The 24455-nt window shown below is 66.3% G+C and carries 19 protein-coding genes; 9 read left to right on the top strand and 10 right to left on the bottom strand.

From position 1 onward, the window contains the following. Positions 1 to 402: 402 nt before the first annotated feature. Together ACMW4R_RS02905 and ACMW4R_RS02900 are read right to left on the bottom strand one after the other, a co-directional pair. Positions 403 to 2649: an AAA family ATPase gene (locus tag ACMW4R_RS02905; RefSeq protein ID WP_418299093.1), complete on the bottom strand. Its 2247-nt coding sequence runs from the start codon at positions 2647 to 2649 to the stop codon at positions 403 to 405. After that, the gene (locus tag ACMW4R_RS02900) at positions 2642 to 7462 is read right to left on the bottom strand and encodes a DEAD/DEAH box helicase (RefSeq protein WP_418299092.1); all 4821 of its coding nucleotides are present in this window, start codon (positions 7460 to 7462) and stop codon (positions 2642 to 2644) included. The genes ACMW4R_RS02905 and ACMW4R_RS02900 overlap by 8 nt, the downstream gene beginning before the upstream one ends. 304 nt (positions 7463 to 7766) lie before the next feature. On the opposite strand from ACMW4R_RS02900, the gene ACMW4R_RS02895 reads away from it, so the two are divergent. Together ACMW4R_RS02895 and ACMW4R_RS02890 are read left to right on the top strand one after the other, a co-directional pair. Continuing rightward, a complete protein-coding gene (locus ACMW4R_RS02895; protein ID WP_418299091.1) occupies positions 7767 to 8327 on the top strand; it encodes a dihydrofolate reductase family protein in 561 nt (186 codons plus the stop codon). A gap of 39 nt (positions 8328 to 8366) precedes the next feature. Next, positions 8367 to 9851 (top strand): SPFH domain-containing protein, encoded by a 1485-nt coding sequence (locus ACMW4R_RS02890; protein ID WP_241493644.1) that lies wholly within the window; start codon positions 8367 to 8369, stop codon positions 9849 to 9851. A gap of 1 nt (position 9852) precedes the next feature. Here the strand turns inward: ACMW4R_RS02890 and ACMW4R_RS02885 are convergent, their stop codons facing one another. Further along, complete coding sequence (locus tag ACMW4R_RS02885; RefSeq protein ID WP_418299090.1) at positions 9853 to 10002, bottom strand: HepT-like ribonuclease domain-containing protein; 150 nt, start codon at positions 10000 to 10002, stop codon at positions 9853 to 9855. 142 nt (positions 10003 to 10144) lie between these two features. Between ACMW4R_RS02885 and ACMW4R_RS02880 the strand changes: the two genes are divergently transcribed. Next, positions 10145 to 11245: a DUF2510 domain-containing protein gene (locus ACMW4R_RS02880; protein WP_418299089.1), complete on the top strand. Its 1101-nt coding sequence runs from the start codon at positions 10145 to 10147 to the stop codon at positions 11243 to 11245. A 161-nt stretch (positions 11246 to 11406) separates the two neighbouring features. On the opposite strand, the gene ACMW4R_RS02875 is transcribed toward ACMW4R_RS02880, so the two are convergent. The 6 genes from ACMW4R_RS02875 to ACMW4R_RS02850 all read right to left on the bottom strand — a co-directional run bounded on the left by ACMW4R_RS02875 (position 11407) and on the right by ACMW4R_RS02850 (position 17478). Next, the gene (locus ACMW4R_RS02875; RefSeq protein ID WP_418299088.1) at positions 11407 to 12483 is read right to left on the bottom strand and encodes an alkene reductase; all 1077 of its coding nucleotides are present in this window, start codon (positions 12481 to 12483) and stop codon (positions 11407 to 11409) included. A gap of 157 nt (positions 12484 to 12640) precedes the next feature. Continuing rightward, positions 12641 to 14197 (bottom strand): gamma-glutamyltransferase family protein, encoded by a 1557-nt coding sequence (locus tag ACMW4R_RS02870; RefSeq protein WP_418299087.1) that lies wholly within the window; start codon positions 14195 to 14197, stop codon positions 12641 to 12643. 37 nt (positions 14198 to 14234) lie between these two features. Then, the gene (locus ACMW4R_RS02865) at positions 14235 to 15002 is read right to left on the bottom strand and encodes an amino acid ABC transporter ATP-binding protein (RefSeq protein ID WP_418299086.1); all 768 of its coding nucleotides are present in this window, start codon (positions 15000 to 15002) and stop codon (positions 14235 to 14237) included. After that, on the bottom strand, positions 14999 to 15805 hold the full coding sequence (locus ACMW4R_RS02860; RefSeq protein WP_058596768.1) for an amino acid ABC transporter permease: 807 nt from the start codon (positions 15803 to 15805) through the stop codon (positions 14999 to 15001). Before ACMW4R_RS02860 ends, ACMW4R_RS02865 begins: the two co-directional genes overlap by 4 nt. A 2-nt stretch (positions 15806 to 15807) precedes the next feature. Beyond that, complete coding sequence (locus ACMW4R_RS02855; RefSeq protein WP_418299085.1) at positions 15808 to 16674, bottom strand: ABC transporter substrate-binding protein; 867 nt, start codon at positions 16672 to 16674, stop codon at positions 15808 to 15810. A gap of 162 nt (positions 16675 to 16836) precedes the next feature. After that, positions 16837 to 17478 (bottom strand): TetR/AcrR family transcriptional regulator, encoded by a 642-nt coding sequence (locus ACMW4R_RS02850; protein ID WP_058596766.1) that lies wholly within the window; start codon positions 17476 to 17478, stop codon positions 16837 to 16839. Positions 17479 to 17568: 90 nt separating this feature from the next. Between ACMW4R_RS02850 and pdxH the strand changes: the two genes are divergently transcribed. The 4 genes from pdxH to ACMW4R_RS02830 all read left to right on the top strand — a co-directional run bounded on the left by pdxH (position 17569) and on the right by ACMW4R_RS02830 (position 21127). Further along, positions 17569 to 18210, top strand: a complete 642-nt coding sequence (gene pdxH / locus ACMW4R_RS02845) for a pyridoxamine 5'-phosphate oxidase (protein ID WP_418299084.1) — start codon at positions 17569 to 17571, stop codon at positions 18208 to 18210. Further along, positions 18207 to 18956, top strand: coding sequence for an MBL fold metallo-hydrolase (locus ACMW4R_RS02840; protein WP_418299083.1), 750 nt, complete (start codon positions 18207 to 18209; stop codon positions 18954 to 18956). The genes pdxH and ACMW4R_RS02840 overlap by 4 nt, the downstream gene beginning before the upstream one ends. 213 nt (positions 18957 to 19169) lie before the next feature. Further along, positions 19170 to 20324: a DUF697 domain-containing protein gene (locus ACMW4R_RS02835; RefSeq protein ID WP_418299082.1), complete on the top strand. Its 1155-nt coding sequence runs from the start codon at positions 19170 to 19172 to the stop codon at positions 20322 to 20324. A gap of 146 nt (positions 20325 to 20470) precedes the next feature. Further along, the gene (locus ACMW4R_RS02830) at positions 20471 to 21127 is read left to right on the top strand and encodes a HEAT repeat domain-containing protein (RefSeq protein ID WP_058612921.1); all 657 of its coding nucleotides are present in this window, start codon (positions 20471 to 20473) and stop codon (positions 21125 to 21127) included. 60 nt (positions 21128 to 21187) lie between these two features. Here ACMW4R_RS02830 and ACMW4R_RS02825 read toward each other — a convergent pair whose 3' ends face one another. Further along, the gene (locus ACMW4R_RS02825; protein ID WP_418299081.1) at positions 21188 to 21580 is read right to left on the bottom strand and encodes a hypothetical protein; all 393 of its coding nucleotides are present in this window, start codon (positions 21578 to 21580) and stop codon (positions 21188 to 21190) included. Between the two features lie 369 nt (positions 21581 to 21949). Here ACMW4R_RS02825 and ACMW4R_RS02820 point away from each other — a divergent pair, with 369 nt between their 5' ends. Both ACMW4R_RS02820 and ACMW4R_RS02815 read left to right on the top strand, forming a co-directional pair. Continuing rightward, complete coding sequence (locus ACMW4R_RS02820) at positions 21950 to 22966, top strand: LacI family DNA-binding transcriptional regulator (protein WP_058612923.1); 1017 nt, start codon at positions 21950 to 21952, stop codon at positions 22964 to 22966. A gap of 147 nt (positions 22967 to 23113) precedes the next feature. Next, on the top strand, positions 23114 to 24436 hold the full coding sequence (locus ACMW4R_RS02815; RefSeq protein ID WP_418299080.1) for an ABC transporter substrate-binding protein: 1323 nt from the start codon (positions 23114 to 23116) through the stop codon (positions 24434 to 24436). The last annotated feature ends 19 nt before the right edge of the window (positions 24437 to 24455 follow it).

The raw sequence follows: 24455 nt of genomic DNA, 5'->3' as shown, positions 1-24455 counted from the left end.
TTCCGAGCTGAGCTATGGACGCCGCGGCGTGTGAGTTCGGCTCGCTTGACGGCGCCGGGTTATCGTTTCTGCTCCGCGGGCGGCCCTTGGTGCGGGAGTCAGCGCCCGGTGATACCGCGAGTTCTCACGTTGGCGTGGGGCCGCAGTGATCTTGGGCCCGGGCTTGTGCGCGATCACGCGGCGATCGTCCGATCGGCTCTGCGTCGTCCTGTTCATCAGACCGCAAAGATCTCGAATTTCGAGATTAGTTTACGTGTCAATTCATGCCGGGCTGGTCGTCGCAGTAGCTATCGCTGATAGCTTCCGCCATGAGCGATCGGCGCCTTCAAAGAGTGTCTCGTATCGTCGGGAAAGCACGATTTCACGGGCTCTGCCGTATGTAAGCCCATCCTGACCGAACCACTAGACGACGGGAACTTCCGACCAGTCCTCCGCAGGGCTTACGTCGCGCGCCATCATCATGTCGTAGTGCTGATTCTGTTTCGTCACCGTGAAGATGCGCTCGAACACACTGAGGTAGGTCTCTACGGCGTGCATCGACGGAGAGTGATCGTTGTCATCGAAGATGCTGTGCGATCCTCCATTCGCCCACATGAAGAGCGAGTGGCAGATGAGCCGGTCATCGCCCGTGAACTGATCGAGGATGCTGTCCTGGCCTACGTCGCCGAGAACGTTGAAGTACGTCTCCAAGATACGCCGCATGGTGTTCTCCAGCCCGATAGGCGTCTCGTAGCCACCGGCACGTCCCGCGTTGCGCACCTCGTCCCAGAGTCGACCATACGAGGACTTGATCGGGTTGGTGTCGAAGGGCTCGATTGCATGAGCCCGGTCTGCATACTTTCTGATCGTGAAGTAGCGTCGCCGCTTGTCGGGCTTTCGGCTGCGCTGGTAGGTGACCTCTTTGTGAAAGTGAACGTTGTGGGTCAAAACAACGACTTGAGCGACTTGCCCACCGCCCTTCATTGCCTCGTCCACGAGCTCACGGATCAACGCACTCACAACGACCATCACATCGCTGTCCATTGACGAGATCGGATCGTCGATCACGGCAAGGATCGGTTGTGGAGAGCCCCCTGTCTTGGTGCTTCTTAGCACGTGACAGAAGTACAGGAACGACAGGAAGGTGCGCTCTCCTTCACTCAGCGAGCCTGCGTCGAAGGCTCCATCGTTCCGAGTGATGGTGTAGCCGTCCTCTAGCTCATCGGAGGCTGCAAGCCGGAACGACGTGAATCCGGTATCCGCGAGGACTCGGTTCATGCGCTCGATGGTCGGTTTGCTTGACACCAACTGCGCGCTCAGAGCCACCTCGCGACGGACAATGTCGGCAAGATCACGCTCAGCCGCACTTAGCGCCTCCTCGATGCCAGCAATCGCTGGTTCGAGCCGGTCAACGTCACGTTTATATGCGGCGAGGTCTGCGTTCACGACGTGGGCGGCGAAGTAGTTCCAACAGCGTTCCACGAGGAGCGGGCGCTCCTGAGCGCGTCTTCGAACCCGTGCATTGTGTTCGTCAATCCCGACGTTCGCGGATGCAAGCACCTCGTTGATCCGATTGATCTCGGGAGCAATGTCATCGAGGGCTACTTCGGTGGACGGAGACGCGAGCTTCTGCCCGATCGATCCCCGCACCTTTTCAACGACAAGTTCGAGCGCCGCTGCCGGTGCTTCGAGTGCCGCCGCGTCCAAGTGCCAGTTGTGACCTTCGAGAAGACGACGAACCGTCCCGATAATCGCCTCGGACTGCCTCGTGAATGCCTCGTCGAAGCGACGCAGTTGTTCGATCTGCTCTTCGTATGACCGGTCGAACAGCTCTTCCAGTTGATGCGCGAAGTCCGAGGAGACCTCCTGTTGGCAGAACGGGCAGACCCCGTCAGCATGATCGACGAATCGACGACCGGCGGACACCCAGTCTGCGTTTCCGAGCCGCTGCACCAGATCGCTCAGCGTGGCATCCTCACGTCCGACCACTCGCTGCGCAAACAGGTCGTATCCGGGAAGGGCGTTGACCCTAAGCGTGGTGAGCGGCGCGAACTTGGGCGCTTCTGTCGCCTGATCGTCGAAGACACTCTGCGCCTCCGCGACGAGCACTGCCTCATCGGCGTCCGTGGCTTCCGACACCGTTGCAGTAGCAGCCAGCAGCCTCGTGACGAAACGATCCATTGACCCGTTGAACCCGTCGAACGCGCTCCTAAGCTCCGGTGCAAAATCACTCCGCTTCTTCCACGCGTCCGTTTTCAGACGATCCTTGGCGGAAGCCAGTTCGTCTCGGTGCTTCTTCAGGTTGGACTCGGTGCGCTTCTTCTTCGTCTCCGCCTTGGGCTTCTCTCCGCCCTCGCCAACGATCGCCTCAAGCGCGGTGCGCTTCTCAACGTTCTCCTCGCCAAGAAGAAACACTCCCTCCAGGCGCGAATATTGCTCGATCACCTTCTCGACAAAGTCTCTGTTGTACACCCTCACGTCGAGTGGCGTGTCACCATTCCAGTGGTGTTTCGTGCCAGCGAATCGGGACGGCTCGGCAAGCGCACGACTTATGGAGGTCTTCCCCGAGCCGTTTGGACCGAACACGAAGGTGGCAACCCCGAAGGGCTTCATCGCCAGCGGAGTAGTGCCGAAACACGCCATCCCCGAAAGGGTCAGAGAATCAAGCATCGACGACCTCAAGCGACGGCAGCCCGTTGACGATCTTGACCGTCTCGACGCTTACCGTCGTGATCCGCTTGATGAGGTCGAGGATGTAGCGCGGGTCGCCGTGCTCGTCGCCCCAGGCGTTCGGATCGTTGATGATGCCTGACGCCTTGTCGGTCTTCACCTGATACCGCTCGATAATCCAGTCGAGCGCGGAGCGAGAGCCGAGCAGGTACTCCTGCGCCTCCTCCGGGATGCCGGTGAGGGTGATGCTGTCGTTGTAGACAATCGTCGTTTTGTTGTCCTGACGACCCTCCTTCGCGTAGCGCATCTTGGTGACACGCAGCGAGGCGTTCGGCGTGGCGGTCTCGATCAGCGGGTAGGGCTCGACGGTCTCGTAGTTCAGGTGAAGCTCGGAGAGTGCGCGACCGGCTTCGACGAACTGCTTGAACGCTTTGACCTTCGGGATGCGCGGGAGCATCTTCGCGAGGTCAGCCTCGAACTCTGCCCGGTACTCGCGCGAGTGCAGCAGCCCGTAGACGTAGAAGAAGATGTCGTCCTTCGCCACATCCTTGCCGAACGACTGCCGGTAGTCGGTCAGAATCTCGTCGGTGATGTTATCGATGCGCTCGTAGCCAGGGGCATCGCCTTCTCCATATACGTCTAGAGCTCCAGGAATTTGTTCAGTGCGGCGATATGTGTAGCGAGGGAAGAATTGCCCGCTTCCCGAACCCCAAAGGGCAAGATCGGGGATCGCGTCGGTCATTAGTAAAGATGCCCCGTGGCCGGCGCCTGGAGCTGTTACATAGACGCCCATGTTCTCCGAGGTTGCTGTCGGAAACATGCTCATCAACTTCCCCTGGCGATGATTCATTTGTGAGTCAAAATAGACACGTTGGCGACTGAACGGCCGGTACAGTGCTACCCGAGCTGACGTGCCCTCAGCGAGCACTGCACGGTGTTCGCGCGCCAATTCGTCGAGCAAGGTGCTCGTCCACTTAATGTAGCCTCCGTCGAATTTGACAAACGTCTTCAAGTTCTTCGGGCGTCCTGCATCACTCCAACGGTCGATCTCTGCGTTGTAGTTTGTGATCAGTCGCGACACGAGGTCGTCGAGCGTGCGCTTAGAGTAGTTGTAGACCCAGGAATCGCGTCCTGTTTCCAGTCCGCGACTGAAAGTGGCGAAGAATCGCGTCTCGCGAGACCTATTCGCGTCTTTCTCCCCAATCGGGGAGAACTTTGTAAACTCATCATTCCGCTTAGTCGTCCAGTCGCCCTCAGTCGACGGTTCGATCTTCTTCCACGGGAGTGCCGTAAGAGAGCCGAACCCGGCTATCTTTCCGAGCTTCTGCTTCCTATCGAGATAGTCGCCAATGTCGTAGTAGTAAAGAGTTCCGGGGATTTGCCGCTTCGGGTTCTTGATGAGGATTGCGACCGCGATCGTAGCGCGCGAGCCCGATCCGAAAATTTGCCCTCCCTCTTTCCTCGCCCGTTCTCCGGAGGTTCTGGTGTTCCCGCGCAGATTGAAGATGTAGACGCTCGTAAATTCGTCGATCAGGCTCAGTCTGAGTCCATCGGCAGTGTTGCCGTCGATGTAGCCACCGTTCGAGACATACGCGACGATCCCCTCCTCACCGATGCGATCGGACGCCCATCGGATCGCGCGGATGTAGGAGTCGTAGAGGTTGTTCTTGTTCGTCGCGGTTGAGCGCTTCGCGTACGTGTCGCGAATTTTGCCATCGAGCGTCGGGTATGAGTTGTTCGCGTTGTCGTCGTTACCGGAGGTCTGACCCTTCGAGTACGGCGGGTTGCCGATGATGACGCGGATATCGCGTTCCTTCTGAGCGATCACGCGGTCGTTGTTGGCTTGGAAGATGCCCATGTCGTCGAGTTCGTCATCGTCCTCAAACATCTGGAACGTGTCGGTCAGGACGATGCCGTCGAAGGGGACATACTCGCCGCCCCGGAGCGCATGGTATGTCTCCTCAATGTTGATCGCCGCTACGTAGTACGCGAGCAACACGATCTCGTTCGCGTGCAACTCGTAGCGGTACTTCCGCGCCAGGTCGTGCGGCTTAATGAGACCCGACTGGAGCAACCGCACGATGAACGTGCCGGTACCCGTAAACGGGTCGAGGACATGCACGCCTTCATCGGAAATCGACGTGTCGAACTCGTCTTCCAGAATGTCATTTACCGAGTGGATGATGAAGTCCACGATCTCGTTCGGCGTGTAGACGATGCCGAGCTTCTCGCTTGTCTTGGAGAACGCGGTTGAGAAGAACTTCTCGTACAACTCTTTGACGATCGTCTGCTTTGCCGCCGCGTCGTCGATACCCGCCGCACGTACGCGAACGGACTCGTAAAACGACTCGAGCTTCGTTGTCTCGTTCTCAAGGTTCTCGCCGTCGAGCACCTTGACCATCGCGTTCATGACCCGAGAGACCGGGTTGTTCTCAGAAAACGCGTACCCCTCGAACAGCGCGTCGAATACGGGCTGCGTGATGAGGTGCTGCGAGAGCATCTGGACCGCGTCGTCATGCGAGATGTCGGGGTTCAGGTTGAGTCGAAGACCTTCGGTGAACGCCTCGAACTCGTCGCGGATCCGCTTGTTGTCGCCCTTGACGAGCGCGTTGATTCGCTCGGAGTGAGCCTGCGCGATTTCACCAACGTCCTTCGCCCAGTTCTCCCAGTAGCGCCGCTGACCTACCTTCTGCACGATCTTGGAGAGGATCGCGTCGCGCCAGGCTTCGATCTTCGAGAAGTCAAGCTGCAAAGCACCCTGCACCTTGTCGGCACCCTTGGTTGCCGAGTCTTCCTCGTCGTCGCTCTTCCCGCCGCCTGCGCCGATCACATCGACCATGAGCCTGTTGGTCTTCTTCGTGAGGTCGATCTTGTTGACTTCGGCGTCGAACCGCTCATCGTGCGCTCGGAGCGCCTGGAGAACTTGCCAGACGACCCGGTACTTGTCGTTGTTGTTCAGTGCTTCGTCGGGCTCAATGCCACCGGGGATCGCGATCGGGAGGATCACGTACCCGAACTTCTTCCCCGCCATCTTGCGCATGACGCGACCGACCGACTGCACCACGTCGACCACGCTCTTGCGCGGGTTCATGAACATCACAGCGTCGAGCGCGGGAACGTCCACGCCTTCGGACAAGCACTTGGCGTTCGACAGGATGCGGACGGTGCTCTCCGGGGACGGCTCCTTGAGCCAGTCGAGCTTCTCGTTGCGCACGAGCATCGACTGCGTTCCGTCGACGTGCCGCGCTTCGGCGTGGAGCAGCCGAGAGGTGTCTTCGCCTGAGGCCTCGATGCGCTCGATCTCACCTTCGACAACTTGCTGAAATGCGTCGGAGAGCTTGCGCGAGGTCGCGATGTCCTTCGCGAACATCACCGCACGCTGCATCGGTGACGGGTCGTCCTCGTACTCTCCGGGGATCACCGAACGCTTCGAGAGACCATTCCAGGTGCCGACGATCTTCGCAGTGTCCTCCATCGCGAGTTCGTAGCCGTCCTGCGACATCAACGACTGGAACTCGCGTGCGACGAACGACTCATCGACCGCGAGCACGAGCACCTTGTAGTCGGTCAGTCGGCCCATGCTGACTGCCTGCCCGAATCCGAGTCTGTGGAACTCGGGTCCGTAGACCGCTTCGTCATCCATGTCGGCGAGCTTCGCGCCGATCTCCCCCGCCTTTTTGCGAGTGCCATCCGAGAAGATGCGCGGTGTGGCAGTCATGTAGAGGCGCTTCTTGCCCTGCACAAAGTCTTGGTCGTGCACCTTCATGAACGCTGACTCGTCGTCATCCGACATTGCAGCTCCAGTCGTCCGGTGCGCCTCATCGCTGACGATGAGGTCGAACTCAGGCAGCCCCATCCCCTGAGCTTTCGAGATCACGGGAAGCGACTGGTAGGTCGAGAAGATGACGGTGAGCTTGTCCGAGCCATCGCCCGAGGTGAACTGCTTGACGAGCGCCGATGCGTTCGTGGTTGCGGGGAATGCAAGGTCGGTGACCGGTATGTCTTCTTCGGTACGACGCTTGCCGACCGACACATCAGAGCAGACCGCAAACGAGCGCATGGGCACTTCGGCCTGGATCGTCCACTCCTTGAGCGTCTGCGACAGCAGAGCAATCGAAGGCACGAGAAACAGGACGGTGCCACCGAGCGGGACGACCTTCTCGGCGAGACGAAGCGAGGTGAACGTCTTGCCGGTGCCGCACGCCATGATGAGCTTCCCGCGATCACGCTCGGTGAAGCCTGCGACGACATCGTCAATGGCGGCGCGCTGATAGTCGAAGGGGGTCTTGAGGCGCTTCTTTTCCAGTCGTGCGGGCTCGTTCCATACGAACTGAGACCAGTCGATCGACGAGTCATCGAGGTCTTGCACGCGCAGTCGCTCTACGGGGATCGACTGCCCAGCTATCGCCTCTTCGGCGTTCTTCCCCCAGGTGTCTGACGTCGAAATCACTAGGCGCGCTGCGAACTCTGGTACGTAGTCGACTGTCATCTTGCCGGACGCGGACAGGAAAGAGTCGAGCATCGCCTTCGTCACTGTGGTGGAGGGCGCGAAGAACTTGCACTGAATCGCGGTGAGTTCGCCCGTGTCACGACTCCGGGCAACCAGATCGACGCCCGTGTCAGGACGGTTTCCGCGCTCGGGATACTCCGACCACCGCCACACCTCGTCGTACAACTCGGCGTACTGCGGCTCGGTGCGGAGAAACGCCTGCATCAGCCGCTCAAAGTGCGCGCCCTTGTCGTATTCGTCGAACGCGACCTTCCGGTACTGGTCGAGGACGTCGTGGATGCTCGTGATGGAGAGGTTCGTCATGTCATGTGCGCTCACTGTGTAACCGGCCGAGAAGTTCAACCTATCTGCGAGGACCGCGTCGCGTCGTCGGAAGAAAGCGACAGTCTGGCGATGGACGTACAGACCGCGCAGGAGAGAACCTGTCGAATGGCACTAATCCTCGAGGGGTAGGCCTTCGCGGGAAGGGCGGCATCCTTCGGTCGGTTCGAGGTGGCCATGGAGGTCGTCGGGCCGCCCGAGCTGGCGGAGGCGTTCGCGGTGCAGGCGGAGCGATTCGCGGCGGCGGGCTCTTCCGCGGAGGAGCCCCGGCGAGGAAGCTAGCGGCATGACCCAGCCCCTCCGCTACGCCATCAACGTCACCCTCGACGGCTGCTGCTCGCACGAGGAGGGCCTCCCACCCGACGAGGAGTCGATGGCGTTCTGGACCGACGAGCTGCGTCGATCCGACGCGCTCCTCTACGGACGCGTGACGTACGAGCTGATGCAGGGCGCGTGGCGCAGGCCCGAGTCGGGGGAGTGGCCGGACTGGATGGATGCCAGTGAGGTGGCCTTCTCGGAGGTCATGGATCCGATGCGGAAGGTGGTGGCATCCGAGACTCTCGACGCCGTCGACTGGAACGCTGAGCTGATCAGCGGCGATGTCGTCGACGCGGTGCGGCGGTTGAAGGAGCGGCAGGGGCGGGGGATCTCGCTCGGCGGTGTGCGGTTGCCAGCGGCGCTCGCCGCGGCGGGGCTCATCGATGAGTACACGTTTGTGGTGCATCCGGTGATCGCCGGTCGCGGACCGCGGCTGCTCGACGGCGTGGAGCTGAAGCTCGAGCTCGTCGAGCGGTGGGAGTTCGGCTCGGGGGCTACCGTGCAGCGGTACCGGCACCCGATAGCGTGATCCCACAATCCGCATTTTCGTGGCCGGGGGGCGTTTGTCGTGAACAGTGACATTTTCTGGATCATCGGTGTGGTCGTCGCCGTCGGGGCGGTGCTGCTGATCCTGCTGATCGGCTTCTTCATCTTCCGGGCTTGGTACCAGGTGCCGCAGGCCGATGAGGCGATCGTCATCGTCGGTAAGAAGCAGCGCGGTTCCGACGGGCTGACGTCGAACATGACGGTCATCACCGGCGGCGGAGCTTTCGTCAACAAGCTGACGCAGCGCTCGGACCGCATCTCGCTGCGGTCGCGACAGATCAAGATGGAGCCCGTCGCGCAGACGAAGAACGGCGTGACCATCCACCTGGCTGGTGTCGCGCTGGTCAAGATCGGGTCGCTGCCCGACCAGGTTCGCGCCGCCGCGGAGCGCTTCGCCTCGCAGGACCAGGCGATCGACGTCTTCACCACCGAGCAGCTCGAGGGTGCGCTGCGCGGAGTCGTGGCGAAGCTGAACGTCGAAGAGGTCATGCAAGACCGCCAGAAGCTCGGTGACGAGATCGCCGAGGGCATCAAGGGCGACCTGCTCGCTCAGGGTCTCGTGCTCGACTCGTTTGCCATCCAGGGCGTCACCGACCGCAACGGCTACATCGAGGCACTCGGCGCGCAAGAGGTCGAGCGCGTGAAGCGCGAGGCCGAGGTCGCGCGCATCGAGGCGGCCCGCGAGGTCAAGGCGCGCCAGCTCGCGACCGAAGAAGCGAACCTCATCGAGCAGACCGCGTTCGACAAGAACACGGCGGCATCGAAGTCCGAGGTCGGGCGTGCGAACGCCGAGGCGGAGCAGGCCGAGAACCTCGCCCGCGCCGAGCGCGAACAGGCCGTTCTGGTGCAGCGCGCCGAGAACCGTCAGGCCGAGCTCGACGCCGACGTGAAGCGCGTCGCGGATGCCGAGAAGTACCGCAAGCAGACCGAAGCCGACGCCGAGTCGTACGCGCGCCAGAAGAAGGCCGAGACCGACCGTCAGGTGGCGCAGCAGGAATCGGATGCCGAGGCCTACGCGGTGCAGCGCCAGGCCGAGGCCCGGCAGGCCTCCGCCGCAGCCGAAGCCGCCGCCGTGCGGGCGCGCGCCGAGGCTGAAGCGGAAGCGTTGCGGGCGAAGTCCAGCGCTGAGGCGGAAGCCCTTCGCGCTCAAGCTCTCGCCGAAGCCGAGGCCATCCGCGCGAAGGGTGAGGCGAGCGCGGCGGCGATCCAGGCCGAGGCCGAGGCGCTGCGCGAGAACCAGGAGGCCATCCTCGGGCGCGAGCTCATCGGGCAGCTGCCCGCGCTGATGGCCGAGTTCGCGAAGGGGTACCAAAACGTCGGCAACGTCACCCTCGTGGGCGGCGACTCCGCCGGCACGCACATCGCGCGCGAGCAGGCGGCGGGTCTGGCGGCGACGTTCGACAGCGTGAAGTCGGCGACGGGCGTCGACCTGGGCGCCATTCTGCAGGGGCAGGCGTTCGGGCGGGGTGTGGCGTCCTCGCGAGAAGCGTCGGTGGCGGGCGACTGACCTAGAGGGCCGGGACAACCACGTCAGTCAGGTACTCGCGGAGCCGCGGCACGTCACGCGTGAGCGTGCGCCAGACGCGGTGCGGGTCGAGATCGTCGTACTGGTGGGCGGCGAAGTTCTCGCCACCTCCGCTATGGGCCGCCGAACTCATTCAGCGAAGCAACACCGCCGCGCCCGCGCGGTGGTCGGACAAAAGGTGTGTATTTGTTATGAGTTAGGTGGATTTTTGCCCATAGACTTTCGAGTCTCGCCGGCCGACGGCGAGCACTCAGCTCACAAGCCACGAATCCGACGTGGCCCTTTCCGTGGGGGATATCTTGACTGAATCGATCACTCCAGCCGCGCCCGCGGGCTGGTTCCCTGCTGGCGTCGAAGGCCAGGAGCGCTATTGGGATGGCACCGCGTGGACTGACCACGTTCGTCCCGTCAACGCCGCGTCTGGCAGGAGCGATTTCGCTGCCCCCGGATCGACAGCTCCTGGGCCTGAGAAGAAGACGCGCAACCTCCTCGGGATCGTGGCGCTCGGGCTGGCGGCCGTGGGATTCATTTTCGCTTGCATCCCCGGTGCCCTGATCGTCGGATGGATTCTGCTGCCGATCGCTTTCATCCTCGGCATCGTGGCGCTCTTCCAGAAAGACAAGCCCAAATGGCAGGGCCTCACTGCGATCATCGTGTCCGTTGTTGGCACGATCGTCGGGGTGGTCGTATTCTTCGTGGTCGCGGCCACAGCTCTCAACAACGCGATCGACGACACGGTTACCGACAAGGTCGGTACCTCCGACATTGTCGAGGAAGGGGCGCCCGGGACCGCTGAGAAGCCCGCGCTTGCGGCGGCGCAGGAACTCGTGCTCGGCGAGACCGCGTTTGGCGTGGACGCCGAGAGCGGCATGGGCTGGTACGCCGTGCAGCTGACCAACCCGAACGAGGACTACGTCTTCGGCAACGCCGCCATCGAGGTGGAGGCTTATGACGCGAGCGGCGTGCTTCTCGACACCGGTACGGATTACAGCACCATCCTCTCGGGAAGCTCGTGGTACGTCGGCCGCTTCCTGCAGGTGGGATCGGCGCAGATCGACCACATCGAGGTGCGCGGGCCGAGCGCCAGTGCGGCGACCAACTCGCCAGCCGCTGAGACCGGCTCCTTCACGATGGGTGAAGTGACCACCGGGTCCGAGTACGACTGGATGACTGTCAGCGGCACCGTCACCAGCAAGTTCACCGAGGATCAGGACATGGTCCGTATCGACGTGATCGCTCGCAATGGCGACGGGAAGATCGTAGGCGTCGACACCACCTACACGGATCGTGTGCCTGCTGGCGGCACGGCAGCGTGGAAGGTACCGCTGTGGGAAGTACCGCTGGACAGCAAGGTCGAGGCATTCGCTCACCTCTGATTTGCGCCTGCGTAAACCGCGTCAGAACCACGAGGGTTGCCTACGGGTGACCCTCGTGGTCCCTCTGAGTGTTCTTCTGAAATCCAGCCCGCGCGACATGGACGGCGGGTAGTTACGGGCCCCGCGCGACAACTCGCGCGGGGCCCGTGGCATCCGGAATCTCAGCCCTGCAAGAACGGGTAATCCGTGTAGCCGCGCTCGCCGCCGCCGTAGACCGAGGCCTGGTCGACCTCGTTCTCGGACGCGTTCTGCTCCCAGCGCGTGACGAGGTCGGGGTTGGCGATCGCGGGGCGGCCGACGGCGACGAGGTCGGCGATGTCGTCCTCCACGACCGACACCGCTTCGTCGCGCGTCGTCACGCTCGAGAAGCCCGAGTTCACGATGAAGGTGCCGCCGAAGGTGCGGCGGAGGTCCTGGATCAGCTCGCTTGCGGGGTCGGCGTGCAGCACGCTCAGGTACGCCAGGCCCAGGGGCGCGAGGCCCGACACGAGCGCCTCGTAGGTGGCGCGGGTCTCAGTGTCGTCGGTCTCGAGAACGTCCTGGATGTTGTGGGCGGGAGAGATCCGGATGCCGACGCGCTCCGCGCCGATCTCTGCGGCCACGGCCTCCGCAACCTCGATGACGAAGCGGGCACGGGCCTCGGGCGACCCGCCGTACTCGTCGGTGCGCTGGTTGGAGGCGGGGGAGAGGAACTCGTGCAGCAGGTAGCCGTTGGCGCTGTGGAGTTCGACGCCGTCGAGTCCGGCATCCACGGCCCGGCGGGCAGCGGCGACGAACTCGTCGCGGACGGTGGCGAGCTCCTCGGTCTCGAGGGCGTGCGGCACGGCGTAAGCGACCTTGGTGCCGTCGGCGAGGCGGGTCTCGCCCTGGATCGCGATCGCCGAGGGGGCGACGATGCGGTCGGTACCGGTGATGTCGGGGTGCGTGACGCGTCCGCCGTTCATGAGCTGCATGAAGACGGTGCCGCCCTCGGCGTGCACGGCGTCGGCCACCTTGGCCCAGCCCGCGGCCTGAGCGTCGGTCACGATGCCCGGCTGGCCCGGGTACGCGCGCGACTCGGCGCTCGGGAAGACGCCCTCGGTGACGAGGAGGCCGATGCCGGCGCGCTGCGCGTAGTACTTCGCGACGATCGGGCCGGGAACGCCGTCTTCGGCGGCGCGGAGGCGGGTCATCGGCGCGAGCGAGACGCGGTTGCGGACGTCGACGGCGCCGACGGTGGTGGGGCTGAAGAGGCTCACGGGAGTCCTTTCGTGGGGAACAAGGGCCACGCGAACCCAACGGAGCGCGGCATCGACCTATTCCACGGAATGCACATGTGTGCAGCGGTGGGTTGACACAGGCTCCTGCGCCGTCCTGTTCTCAGCGCCGCCACGGGCGAGTCGCCAACCGCTCGCCTCAGCCCCCGTACACCCGCACGCTCGCCGCGCCGTCCGAGCGCGGGTCGCTCCCGGCATCCAGACCCCCGTCGGATGCCACGGCGACGAGGTTGGCGTGACCGACGAGCTCGTCGGCATCCGGGGTCTCGATGATGTGGAGGCGCGTCTCGGCGAGCGAGGCGCGGGCCGGTGCGGCGAGATCGCTCTCGACGTAGATGTCGGACGGGCTGTCGCCGTCGCGCTGCGGGCCGACGATGGCGCGCGGGGCCGACACCGCCTCTTGTGCCGAGGCTCCGGCCATCGCCCGGAGCAGAGTCTGCGCGTGGATCTGCGGCTGACCCTGGCCGCCCATCGTGGCCGACACGAAGCGCAGGCCCTTGGCGTCGTCGACCATCACGGGCATGAGCGTGTGCAGCGGGCGCTTGCCGGGGGCGAGGGCGTTCGGTGACGCGGGATCCAGCGAGAAGCCGGTGCCGCGGTTGTGCAGCAGGATGCCGGTGGACGGCTCCACGACCGCGGCACCGAAGGCGTGGTAGACGCTCTGGATGAGCGAGACCGACCACCCCGACGAATCCGACACCGCGATGCCGACCGTGTCGCCGCGGGGCCGACGGAAGCCGGGGAGCACGGGCTCGTCGCCGCGGGCGGAGGCGTCGCCGCCGAGGAGCTCGCTGACGTCTCCCGAGGTGACGCGAGGGTCGGCGAGAAGCTCGTCGCGCACGAGGTTGGCGGCGAAGAAGCGCTCCATCATGCGACCGAAGTCCGCGCCGAGCGGGTCGGTGATGCCGTTGCGCTCCAGCTCGCCCAGCACGCGGAGCAGCACGAAGCCGTGCGTGTTGGGCGGGCTCGTGAGCACGCGGTACGACCCGAACGAGGTCGTCAGCGGTTCGACGACCTCGGGGTGGAACAGGAGCAGGTCGGCCGCGCCGATGCGCGAGCCGAGGCGGGCGAGACCATCGACGAACGGTGCCGTCAACACGCCGTCGTACAGAGCGGCGGATCCGCCATCGCGGATCGCCTCGAGCGTGCGGGCGAGGGTCGGCTGTACGAGAGCGTCGCCCTCGCTCGGCAGCCCTCGGGCGAGGAAGGTGTCGCGGAACCCCTTGTCGAACCCGATCGCGGCCTCCTCCTCGCGGAAGGCGGCGGCGAGGGACCGCGACACCGGCACTCCATCGCGCGCGGCGGCGATGGCATCCGTGAAGATCTCCGCCCAGTCCAGCTGGCCGCCCATGCGCCGCAGTGCGTCCCAGCCGCGGACGGCGCCCGGCACCGTCACGGTGTCGATTCCTCGGTACGGCAGCATGTCGCCGTGCGCGGCACGCATCGCGTCGCGATCGACGGCGGATGCCGCGGGGCCCGATGCGTTCACGCACCGCGTGCGTCCCGAGGGGTCGCGCACCAGCGCGATCAGGTCGCCGCCGATGCTGACGTTGTGCGGGTAGACGACGCTGAGTGTGGCGGCCGCGGCGAGAGCGGCGTCGATCGCGTTGCCGCCGCGCGCGAACGCCTTCTCCGCGGAGCGCGTGGCGTCGGCGTGCGGGGTGGCGATAGCGCCGGTCAGGAGCGTGCGAGACATGGGTGTTCCTCGGTGGATCGTGCGGGGAGGGGAGAGGTCAGAGGATCTTCGAGAGGAAGGCCTGCGTGCGCGGGTGCTCGGGGGCGGCGAAAAGCCGGCTCGGCGGGGCGACCTCGATGATCGCTCCGGCATCCATCACCACGACCCGGTCGGCGACCTCGCGGGCGAACCCCATCTCGTGCGTGACCACGACCATGGTCATGTGGTCGGCGGCGAGCTCGCGCATGACGTCGAGCACCTCGCCGATCATCTCGGGGTCGAGCGCGCTGGTCGGCTCGTCGAAGAGCATCAGACGGGGCTTCATCGCGAGAGCGCGGGCGATCGCGACGCGCTGCTGCTGACCGCCCGACAGCTTGTTGGGACGCGCGTCGGCCTTGTCGCCCAGCCCCACACGCTCGAGCAGCGCCTGGGCCTGTGCGACGGCCTCGGCCTTCGCGACCCCGCGCACGCGGACGGGCGCGTGCCAGATGTTCTCGAGCGCGGTCATGTGCGGGAAGAGGTTGAAGTGCTGGAAGACGAAGCCGATCTCCTGGCGCTGCTGGCGCAGGGCCGACTTCGAGGCGGGCACGCGCCGACCGTTCGCAGCGACGCGGTAGCCCATGGGCTGGCCGGCGACCGTGAGCTCTCCGCCGTCGATGCTCTCGAGGCCGTTCATCGTGCGGAGGAACGTCGTCTTGCCGGCGCCCGAGGGGCCGACCAGCACGACGACCTCGCCCGGCTGCACGTCCAGCGAGACGTCGTCGAGCACCTGGCGGCCGCCGAGGGCGCGCGTGACGTTCTTCGCGCGGACGATGGGGTCGGTCATTTCAGGACTCCCGAGTCGGAGAGGGCGGTGACGGGGGTGAGGGGAGCGGAGCGCCGCCCGCCGAACAGTCGCTGCCACGGAGACACCGTGGTGACGATGCCGACCCGGGCGTTGAGCTTCTTCTCGATCGCGCTCTGGATTACCGTCCAGATCGTGGTGAGGGCGAGGTAGTAGATCGCGACCACGGCGAAGATCTCGAACGTGCGGAAGGTGGCCGCACTGATGCTCTGCGTGACGAGGAACATCTCGGAGACGCCGATGACGCTGAGGATTGAGGTGCTCTTCATGAGTCCGTTGAACGAGTTGCCGAGCGGCGGGACCATGAGGCGCAACGACTGGGGCAGGATGATCCACCGCATCGCCGAGGCGCCCGACATCCCCAGCGCCTGCGCCGCCTCGGTCTGACCGACCGGTACCGAGTCGAGACCGGCGCGGATGATCTCCGAGATGTACGCGCTCTCGTTCATGATGAGCCCGACGATCGCCGCCTGGATGGCGGCTTTGATCAGGATGCCGCCGAGGTCGACGTCCTGGAAGCGGAACACGTTCGCCGCCGCGAAGCCCGTGTAGATGATCACGAGCTGCACGAGCAGCGGGGTACCGCGGATCAGCCAGATGTAGAGGCTCGCGATCACGCGCAGGGGCGCGAAGGACGACCGTCGCATCATGGCGATCACGAGGCCGACGACGAGCGCCCCGGCCATCGCCAGCACCGAGATGAGGACGGTCAGCGCGAGCCCCTGCAGGAACGGCGGACCCGGGGTGAGCAGGTTCTTCCAGAAGAAGCCCCAGTCGAAGTTCATCGTCAGTTGGTCCCGGTGTAGGCGAGCGACTCCTGTCCCCACGAGCTGAGGATCTTCGTGTAGTCGCCGGTGGAGACGAGGTCGTCGAACGCCGTCTGGATGGCGTCGTGCAGCGCGGTGTCGTCCTTCAGCGTGGCCGCGCCGATGTCGATCGCGTCGGTCGGGTCGCCCACCATCTCGATGCCCGCCGTGCCCTGCTTCTGGTAGTAGCCGATGAGCTCCGCGGCGTCGAGATAGGCGTCGAGCTGGCCGCTGACGAGCTGCTGGAAGCCGACCGTCGCCTGGTTGTTCGTGCTGATGTCGAGCGCCTTCTTGCCCTCGGAGGTGCACGTGGTCGACTGCTTCTCGGCGAGATCCTGCGCCGTCGTACCGACGGTCACCATGACCTTCTTGCCGCAGAGCGAGTCGTCGAGGCCGGTGATGCCGGCATCCGATCCCTGCTTCACCGCGACACCCGTGGCGGAGGTGAGGTAAGGCACGAAGTCGACGACTTCTTCACGCTCGGGCTTGATGTAGAGCGAGGCCATGATGACGTCGCACTGCTTCGCCTGCAGGCTCGGGATGAGCGCCGCGAAGTCCACGGTGACGAAGTCGGGCTTCAGTCCGAGACGTCCGGCGACGGCCTTGGCCAGATCGATCTCGCTGCCGACGAGCGTGCCCGACTCGTCGGTGCTGATGTTGGGCGGTGAGCCCAGGTTGGTGGTGCAGACCGACAGCGTGCCGGCCGAACGCAGGGCGCTCGGGGCGACCGTGGCGATCGCGGATGCGGTGTCGGCTGCCGGTGCCGGGCTCGAGGAGCACGCGGCCAGGCCGAGGGCGGCGATGCCGGCGACCGCGACGACTGCGGCGATGCGAGTGGTGGTGTGCATGGGAATCTCCGTCGATGCTCGATGCTCCGTCACCTCGGGTGTGACGTGCGGAGCAGGCTATCAATTGATAGGTGGTTCGTCTATCAATTGATAGACGGCGCATGTTGCGCCCGCATTACACGCCGATATCGACGCGGAGAAGACTGGCCCGACGGGGCTCGATCAGGACGAGAAGGAGACGACGCCGTCGAGGCGCGACAGCGTGGCAGCACGCACCGCGTGCAACCGGGACGGGTCGTCGAGGATCGCGCGCAGGATGAAGTCCGACACCTGCAGGGGCCGATGCGCGACCGGCGCCGAGGCATTCGTCTCGCGCTCGCGCATGCCCTCGAACTGCAGGCCGGTGATCGCGCGCTGCACGAACTCGGCATCGACGTCCATGAACTCGCCCGCCCCGACGCCCTCTTCGACCAGCGCCCGCACCTCGTCGTGGAAGCGCGAGATCTCGCGGCGCTGCGTCTCGAACTCGGGCTCGGTGAAGATCGCGTCGCTGTAGTACCCGCGCGCGTCGTAGGGCAGCGTCAGGTAGTCGTTCGAGCTGATCGTGAGGAAGTAGTGGAACCGCTCCGCCCACGACGCCTCGAGGGCCCGCGCGTCTTGCAGGCGGCCGAACGTCTGCGCCAGGTCGGCGTCGACGAGCTCCGACAGGATGACGTGCTTCGCCGCGAAGTGATAGAAGAGCGAGGGCTGCCGGATGCCGACCGCGTCGGCGATCTCGCGCGTCGTGGTGCCGTGGTAGCCGTGCCGGCCGAACAAGCGGGCCGCGTGCACGAGGATCTGCTGCCGCGTGCCCCCTTCTTCCATTCGACGATCCTATCGACCGCTAGATCACCCGCCGTGCGGCGTGCGGATCGCCATACGCTGGTGCCCCAGCCACCCACCGGAGGATCCGCGATGACCGAGAACCCCCTCGCCCACCGGCTCGACTACACGCTCGACGAGCTCGACGACGCCGCGCTCGCGGCATCCCCTCTCGCTCTTCTCCAGCGCTGGCTGGCGGACGCCGCCGACCTGCCCGAGCCGAACGCGATGGTCGTCTCGACGGTGGATGCCACGGGCTCACCGACCTCGCGAACCGTGCTGCTGCGCGGGATCGACGACGACGGCGCCCTCTGGTTCTTCACCAACCGTCTCTCGCGCAAGGGCCGCGCGCTCGCCGAGAATCCGCGCGTCTCGATCCTGTTCCCCTGGTACGCGCTGCAGCGTCAGGTGATCGTGCTCGGCACCGCGACCCCGCTGCCAGCCGAACGTGACGACGCGTACTTCGCCTCGCGTCCGCGCGGTTCGCAGTTGTCGGCCTGGGCGAGCCACCAGTCGGAGCCCGTGGCATCCCGAGCCGCCCTCGAGGAGCAGATGGCCGAGGTCGCCGCGCGCTTCCCCGATGACCAGCCGGTGCCGAGGCCCCCGCACTGGGGCGGATACCGGGTGGATGCCGCGGAGTTCGAGTTCTGGCAGGGGCGCCCGTCGCGGCTGCACGACCGGATCGTGTTCCAGCGCGAGGGCGACGGGTGGGCGGGGATGCGGCGGCAGCCGTGACGGGCCTCCGCGAGATCGCGCCCGGCGTGCTCGTGCGGACGAGCCGGGTCATGCAGACGAACACGACGGTGGTCGTGGCATCCGGACGTGCCCTGCTCATCGACCCCGCGTGGCTCCCCGATGAGCTCGGCGCGCTCGCCGCCGAGCTCCGCGAGCGCGAGATCACCGTCGCCGAGGGCTTCGCGACCCACGCTCATCACGACCATGTGCTGTGGCATCCGGGATTCGGCGACGTGCCGCGCTGGGCCTCGCCCCGCACCGCCGAGCTCGCCCGCACCGAGCGCGACGACCTCGTCGCGGCGCTCGGGCCGGAGTTCACGCCCGACCTCGTCGACCTCATGGGGAGAGTGGATGCCGGCACCCCGGCGTTCGACGTCGAGCTCATCGTGCACGACGGGCACGCTCCGGGGCACACGGCGGTGTGGCTGCCCGAGCCGCGTGTGCTGGTCGCGGGCGACATGCTCAGCGACGTCGAGCTGCCGCTGCCCTTCTGGCCCCACGACGTGCCCGCGTACGAACGAGCGCTCGACCTGCTCGAGCCGTACGCCGACGCCGCGCGCCTCGTGATCCCGGGGCACGGAAACATCGGTACGGACGCGCGCGCCCGGCTCGACGCCGATCGCCGCTACCTCGCCGACGTCCGCCGGACCGGCCGGTCGGACGACCCGCGGCGGGCGAACGCGGGCATGGATGCCGAATACGAGCTGCTGCGGGAGATCCTCGCCGCAACGACTGATCTCTCCTGACCGCCCGCGCGACTGTGGCCGGTGACGAGCGGAGGGCCTGGGATGAGCGGAGGATGACAGAGGGGGATTCGTCCTCCCTCCATCCGTGGTCCTCCGTTCGACACGCGGCGAATCCGACTCGTGGTGGATGTGCCGAGCGCCCGTTGTCCAGGGGAGGCTCCGCGGCCGCCACGAATGCGACACTGACGGAGCGAGGTGAAACGAGGGGGCGCGATGGCGAAGAAGGACCCGCGAAAGCCCGCGTTCGACGAGAAAGCGTTCGTCGACGCGTCGTCGGAGGCGCGGTCGCGCTACGGGCGGTTCAACCTCGCGATCGTCGGCAGCTCCGGCGTGGGGAAGTCGTCGCTCGTCAACGCCGTCTTCGGGCGCGACTGGGCCAAGGTCGGGAAGGGGCTCCCGGTCACCCGGGGCGTGCAGTTCTATCACGACGAGTCCCTCGGGATCTGGGACGTCGAGGGCTTCGAGATCGGCTCGCCCGTCCCGCCCGACCAACAGCTGCGCGGCCACCTCGACGCGATCGCGGCGCACCCGGGCGACCACCAGATCTCGGTCGTCTGGTACTGCGTGAAAGCCAACGACGACCGGCTCACGCCCGCCGACATCGCGATGATCCGCGAGCTCGATGCACGCGGGCTGCCCGTCATCCTCGTGCTCACCAAGGTCGACTGGATCAAGAACCCCATCACGGGGCAGCGCGGGATCGCGAAAGACCTCCAGGCCTTCGTCGACTGGTTGCACGAACCTGTGGATGCCACCGGCCAGCCGTTGCACGTGCCGTATCGCCGCGTGATCCTCACCTCCACCCGCGACCGGCACGGGAAGGGCAAGGGGCACGGCCTCGGTGACCTTGTCACGGAGACCCTGGCGCTCGCCCCCGAGAGCGACAAGGACGCCTTTCGCATCGCGCAGCGGCTCAACCTCCCCTGGAAGCGCGAGATGGCGCGCCCCGTCATCGCCGCCGCCACCGCAGCCGCCGCGGGAGCGGCGACGGTTCCCCTCCCTGTCACGGACGCTGTCACGCTGGCGCCGATCCAGCTGACGATGATGGGGCGGATCGCGACGATCTACGACCTCGAGTTCAAGACGATGCTCTCGGCGGGTGCGCTCGCGCAGTTCGGGGTGCAGGTCGCGGGTCGCGCGCTCGCGGCGAGCTTCCTCAAGCTCATCCCCGGCGCCGGTGTCGTCGTGAACGCCGGAGTGGCCGGTGCGCTCACCGCGGCGACGGGCGAGAGCTGGATGAAGCTGTGCGAGCTCATCCACACGGGCAAGATCGACGTCGCGAAGCTCGACAAGGAATGGGCGAAGTACGCGCCGCACTTCGCCGACGTCGTCCGCAAGCTGATCGAGCAGCGCGCGGTCCGACGGTAGCCGCGCGCCCGACCGGGTCGCGGGCGGAGGCCGGCGGCATCCGTCCCGCCCTGGTCGGGCGTCGAATTCGCCCTCGCGGGGAGAGTCGTCACGCCGGCCCCGGGTCTTCTGCGACGTGCCACGCTGGAAGGACCGAAGGGATCACCATGACCGAATCCGCTCCGTCCGACCGGTTGCGCGCAGCGCTCGAGCACCCGGACGCGTCCGCCCGCCTCGAAGCCGCGCTCGCCGCCGGCACACGACCCGATGACAGCTACGTCGTCGAGCTCGTGGCGCGGTGCGCGGTCGAACCGGACTTCTTCGTCCGGGACATGCTGACCTGGGCTCTCACGAGGCACGATCCGTCGCGCGCGGTCGAGGTCCTCCTGCCCGAGGTGACGTCGGAGATCCCGCAGGCGCGGAGCCAGGCGCTGCACACCCTGTCGAAGATCGGCGACCCGATCGCGTTCGCGGCCATCACGCCCGCGGTGCTGCGCGACCCGCACCCCGAGGTGGCGCGAGCGGCCTGGCGGACGGCATCCGGTCTCGTTCCCGAAGGAGCGCAGGAAGACCTCGCCGACGAGCTCGCCACCCAGTTCGGACGCGGCGATCACGAGACCCAGCGAAGCCTGAGCCGTGCGTTCGCGGCGATCGGTTTCCGCGCCGAGGGGGCGATCGAGCGGGCGACGGTGTCGCCGTACGACGTCATCAGCGCGCACGCGCGGGCCACGGCGATCGTGATGGGCGACCCCGACACCGACTTCGCCGAAGCGGCCGTCGAGGCGCGGCGCGTCGTCGCGAAGCGGGCGCTTCCGCGGGACTGAGCCGCGCTTTCGCGTACGGCGGCGCGTGCGCGCGGGGCGAGGCCTCGAGCCCCGGGTACCTCAGGCGCGGAGCGGGTGTGCCGCGCGGGCGGAGCTGTGCAGGATGAACCAGGTCAGGCCGAGCATCGCGAAGATGCCCAGCAGAAGGGTCGCGGCGATTCCGAGATCGTTCGGCAGCGTCGTCACGCCGAGCACCGCCGCTGTGGCGGCACCCGCCCCGGCGATCGCGAGGGCCACCCATCGCACGATCGGCGACGCGACGAAGACGGCCACCACGAGGAGCACGCTGAGCAGGATCTCCGTGATCCCGGCGGCGAGCATCGGCGGCGACGCGAGGCCGAATCCCGTGAGAGCGACACCCACCGCCGCGAACACCGCGGCGAAGAAGGGGGTGAGGATTCGCGTCCGGCGCGCGAGCTTCTCGGGTGGCACGGGTGCCGCGTTCTGGCTCATCGTTCGTCCCCCGGGTGAAGTTCTGCGGATGCCGAGTGGTCAGGCTATCCCGGAGCGCGGGCGCACGTCAGACGCGCGGCACCGCCCCGCCCCACGCGCGGAGGAGTTCCACGCCCGCTCCCCATCGCCGCCGCTCGCGATGCGTGACCGAGGGAGGGTGAGGGGCGAGCGGAGGGCGCGAGAGGGGGAAGGGTCCTCCCTCGGACCCAGGTCCTCCGCTCGTCACGCGCGCGCCGCGCGCGCGGCCTCAACACGGGCACCCGTTTTGTTGCGATCGCCAACTTAACTCTTGCGCTCCCCGCCAACCTGATCTAGCTTGGCCATCGAAGCGCTTCCGAGAAGCGCTTCGACAGCTACGAAGGAGTCGCTATGGTCAAGATCGACGAGGTCGCCCGTGCCGCGGGCGTATCGATCAGCACCGTCTCCTACGCGCTGAGCGGCAAGCGCCCGGTCTCGGCCGAGACGCGGCGTCGCATCCAGGACGCGGTGCACGAGCTCGGCTACAGCCCCAACGCCGGGGCGCGCATGCTCGCCGGCAGCCAGACGAACATCTTCGCGCTGTCCGAGCCGCTGCGCGCCGACTCGCACGCACCGAGCCACATGTCGTTCATGCACGCGATGACCGTCGCCGCGCGCCGGAAAGAGTACGACATGCTCCTGCTCACCGACGAAGACGCCTCGGCCGGCATGAAGCGGGTCGCGCAGAGCGGACTCGTGGATGCCATCCTCGTGCTCGACGTCGCCCCCGACGACGCGCGGGTCGAGATCGCCCGCGCGAGCGCGACCCCGACGATCTTCGTCGGCATCCCGAACGACCACGAGGGTCTCGTCTGCGTCGACCTCGACTTCGAGCACGCGACGGTCGAGGCCGTCGACCGTCTCGCCGATGCGGGGCACCGCGCGATCGGCCTCATCGGCGGGTCGGAGCGCGCGTACGAGAAGTCGAACTTCCCCTCGCGCGTGCGCGCTGCCCTGTCGGAGCGCGCGACCGAGCGGGGGATGAGCGCCGTGTCGGTGGCATCCGGTCCCGTCGTCACCGATCGCAGCCAGGTGCGTCGATCGGTGCGCCGCTTCGTCGAAGACGGGGTCACCGGAATCGTGCTGCACGCTCCCGAGGAGGTGCTCCAGGTCGTGCTCGTCGAGCTCGCCGCCCTCGGCAAGAGCGTGCCGGGCGACGTGTCGATCGTGTCGGTCGGCAGCAGCTTCGACACCGACGCCCAGCCCACCCCGATCGACTCGATCCCGCTCGTGCCGCAGAGCTCGTGCGAACTCGCCGTCGATCTCGCCATCGAGCTGATCGCCGGTCGCCCCGTGGCATCCGGTCTCCATCTCATCGCCCCGACGTATCTCGAGCGCGGCTCGGTCGCCGCGGCTCCCCCCGCCTGACCCTTCAACTCCACATCTCGCTCTGTTCGCCCATTATCGAAGCGCTTCGACGATTCTTCGACGATTCTTCGACGACGGGCCCAGCGCATCCGCCACCGCTAGCGGACCCCTCCCAACCAGCGGATCACAGTGAAAGGAGTGCCAACGATGGCACGCACGAACGCACAACGACGCGCGACCCGAGCCCTCGCGGCCGTCGGCTCGATCGCCGTCGCCGCCCTCACCCTCTCGGCCTGCAGCGGGGGAGGCGGCGACGCCGGATCCACCGACGGCGCGGGCAAGACCCTCACGCTCTGGCACTACGAGGGCGCTGACAGCGCGATGGCGAAGGCCTGGAACGCCGCGACCCCGATCTTCGAGGAGAAGACGGGCGCGACGGTCAAGGTCGAGGAGAAGTCCTTCGAGCAGATCCAGAAGACCGCGAGCCAGGTGCTCGACACCGACGCGGCTCCCGACCTCATGGAGTTCAACAAGGGCAACGCCACCGCCGGCTTCCTCGCCAGCACCGGCCTGATCGCCGACATCGGCGACGCCGTCAGCGAGTACGGATGGGATGCCAAGCTCGCCCCGTCGCTGCAGACCACCGCGAAGTACTCCTCCGACGGGGTCATGGGCGGCGACACCTGGTACGGCGTGCCGAACTACGGCGAGTTCGTCGGCGTTTACTACAACCTCGACGCCTTCAAGGCTGCGGGCATCGAGGTGCCGACCACCTACGACGAGTTCGTGAAGGCGCTCGACGCGTTCGTCGCGAAGGGCATCACGCCGCTCGCCGAAGCCGGCGCCGAGTACCCCCTCGGCCAGCTCTGGTACCAGCTCGCGCTCACGAAGGCCGACCGCTCGTGGGTCGACGACTACCAGCTGTACAAGAACCCCGTCGACTGGAACGGCTCCGAGGTCGACTACGCGTCCGAGACGCTCAAGGAGTACGTCGACAAGGGCTACATCGCCAAGGACGTCTCGTCGGTCAAGGCCGAGGACGCGGGCGTCTCGTTCATCAACGGCACCTCGCCGATCTTCGTCTCGGGCTCGTGGTGGTACGGCCGATTCACCGAGGAGGCGGGCTTCGACTGGTCGCTCGCGACCTTCCCGAGCTCGAAGCTGTCGCTCGGATCGTCGGGCAACCTCTGGGTCGTCCCGGACCGCTCGAAGAACAAGGACCTCGCGTACCAGTTCATCGACATCACGATGAGCCCCGAGATCCAGGCGATCATCGGCAACAACGGCGGCGTTCCCGTCGCGGCCGACACCGCCGACATCACGGATGCCAAGAGCAAAGAGCTGATCGACACGTTCAACGGCATCCTGGCCGACGACGGGCTGTCGTTCTACCCGGACTGGCCCGCCCCCGGCTTCTACGACGTGCTCGTCCAGGAGCTGCAGGGCTTGGTGACCGGGACGCAGGACCCGGCGACCACCAACGCGAACCTCGGGAAGAAGTACGACGAGGGCACGGCGGACTTCCGCTGACCCCGGTGGGGGCGGCGCG

The sequence above is a fragment of the Microbacterium sp. S1037 genome (assembly GCF_048381605.1).
GTDB lineage: Bacteria > Actinomycetota > Actinomycetes > Actinomycetales > Microbacteriaceae > Microbacterium > Microbacterium testaceum_B.
This window is presented reverse-complemented; position numbering and strand designations above follow the sequence as displayed.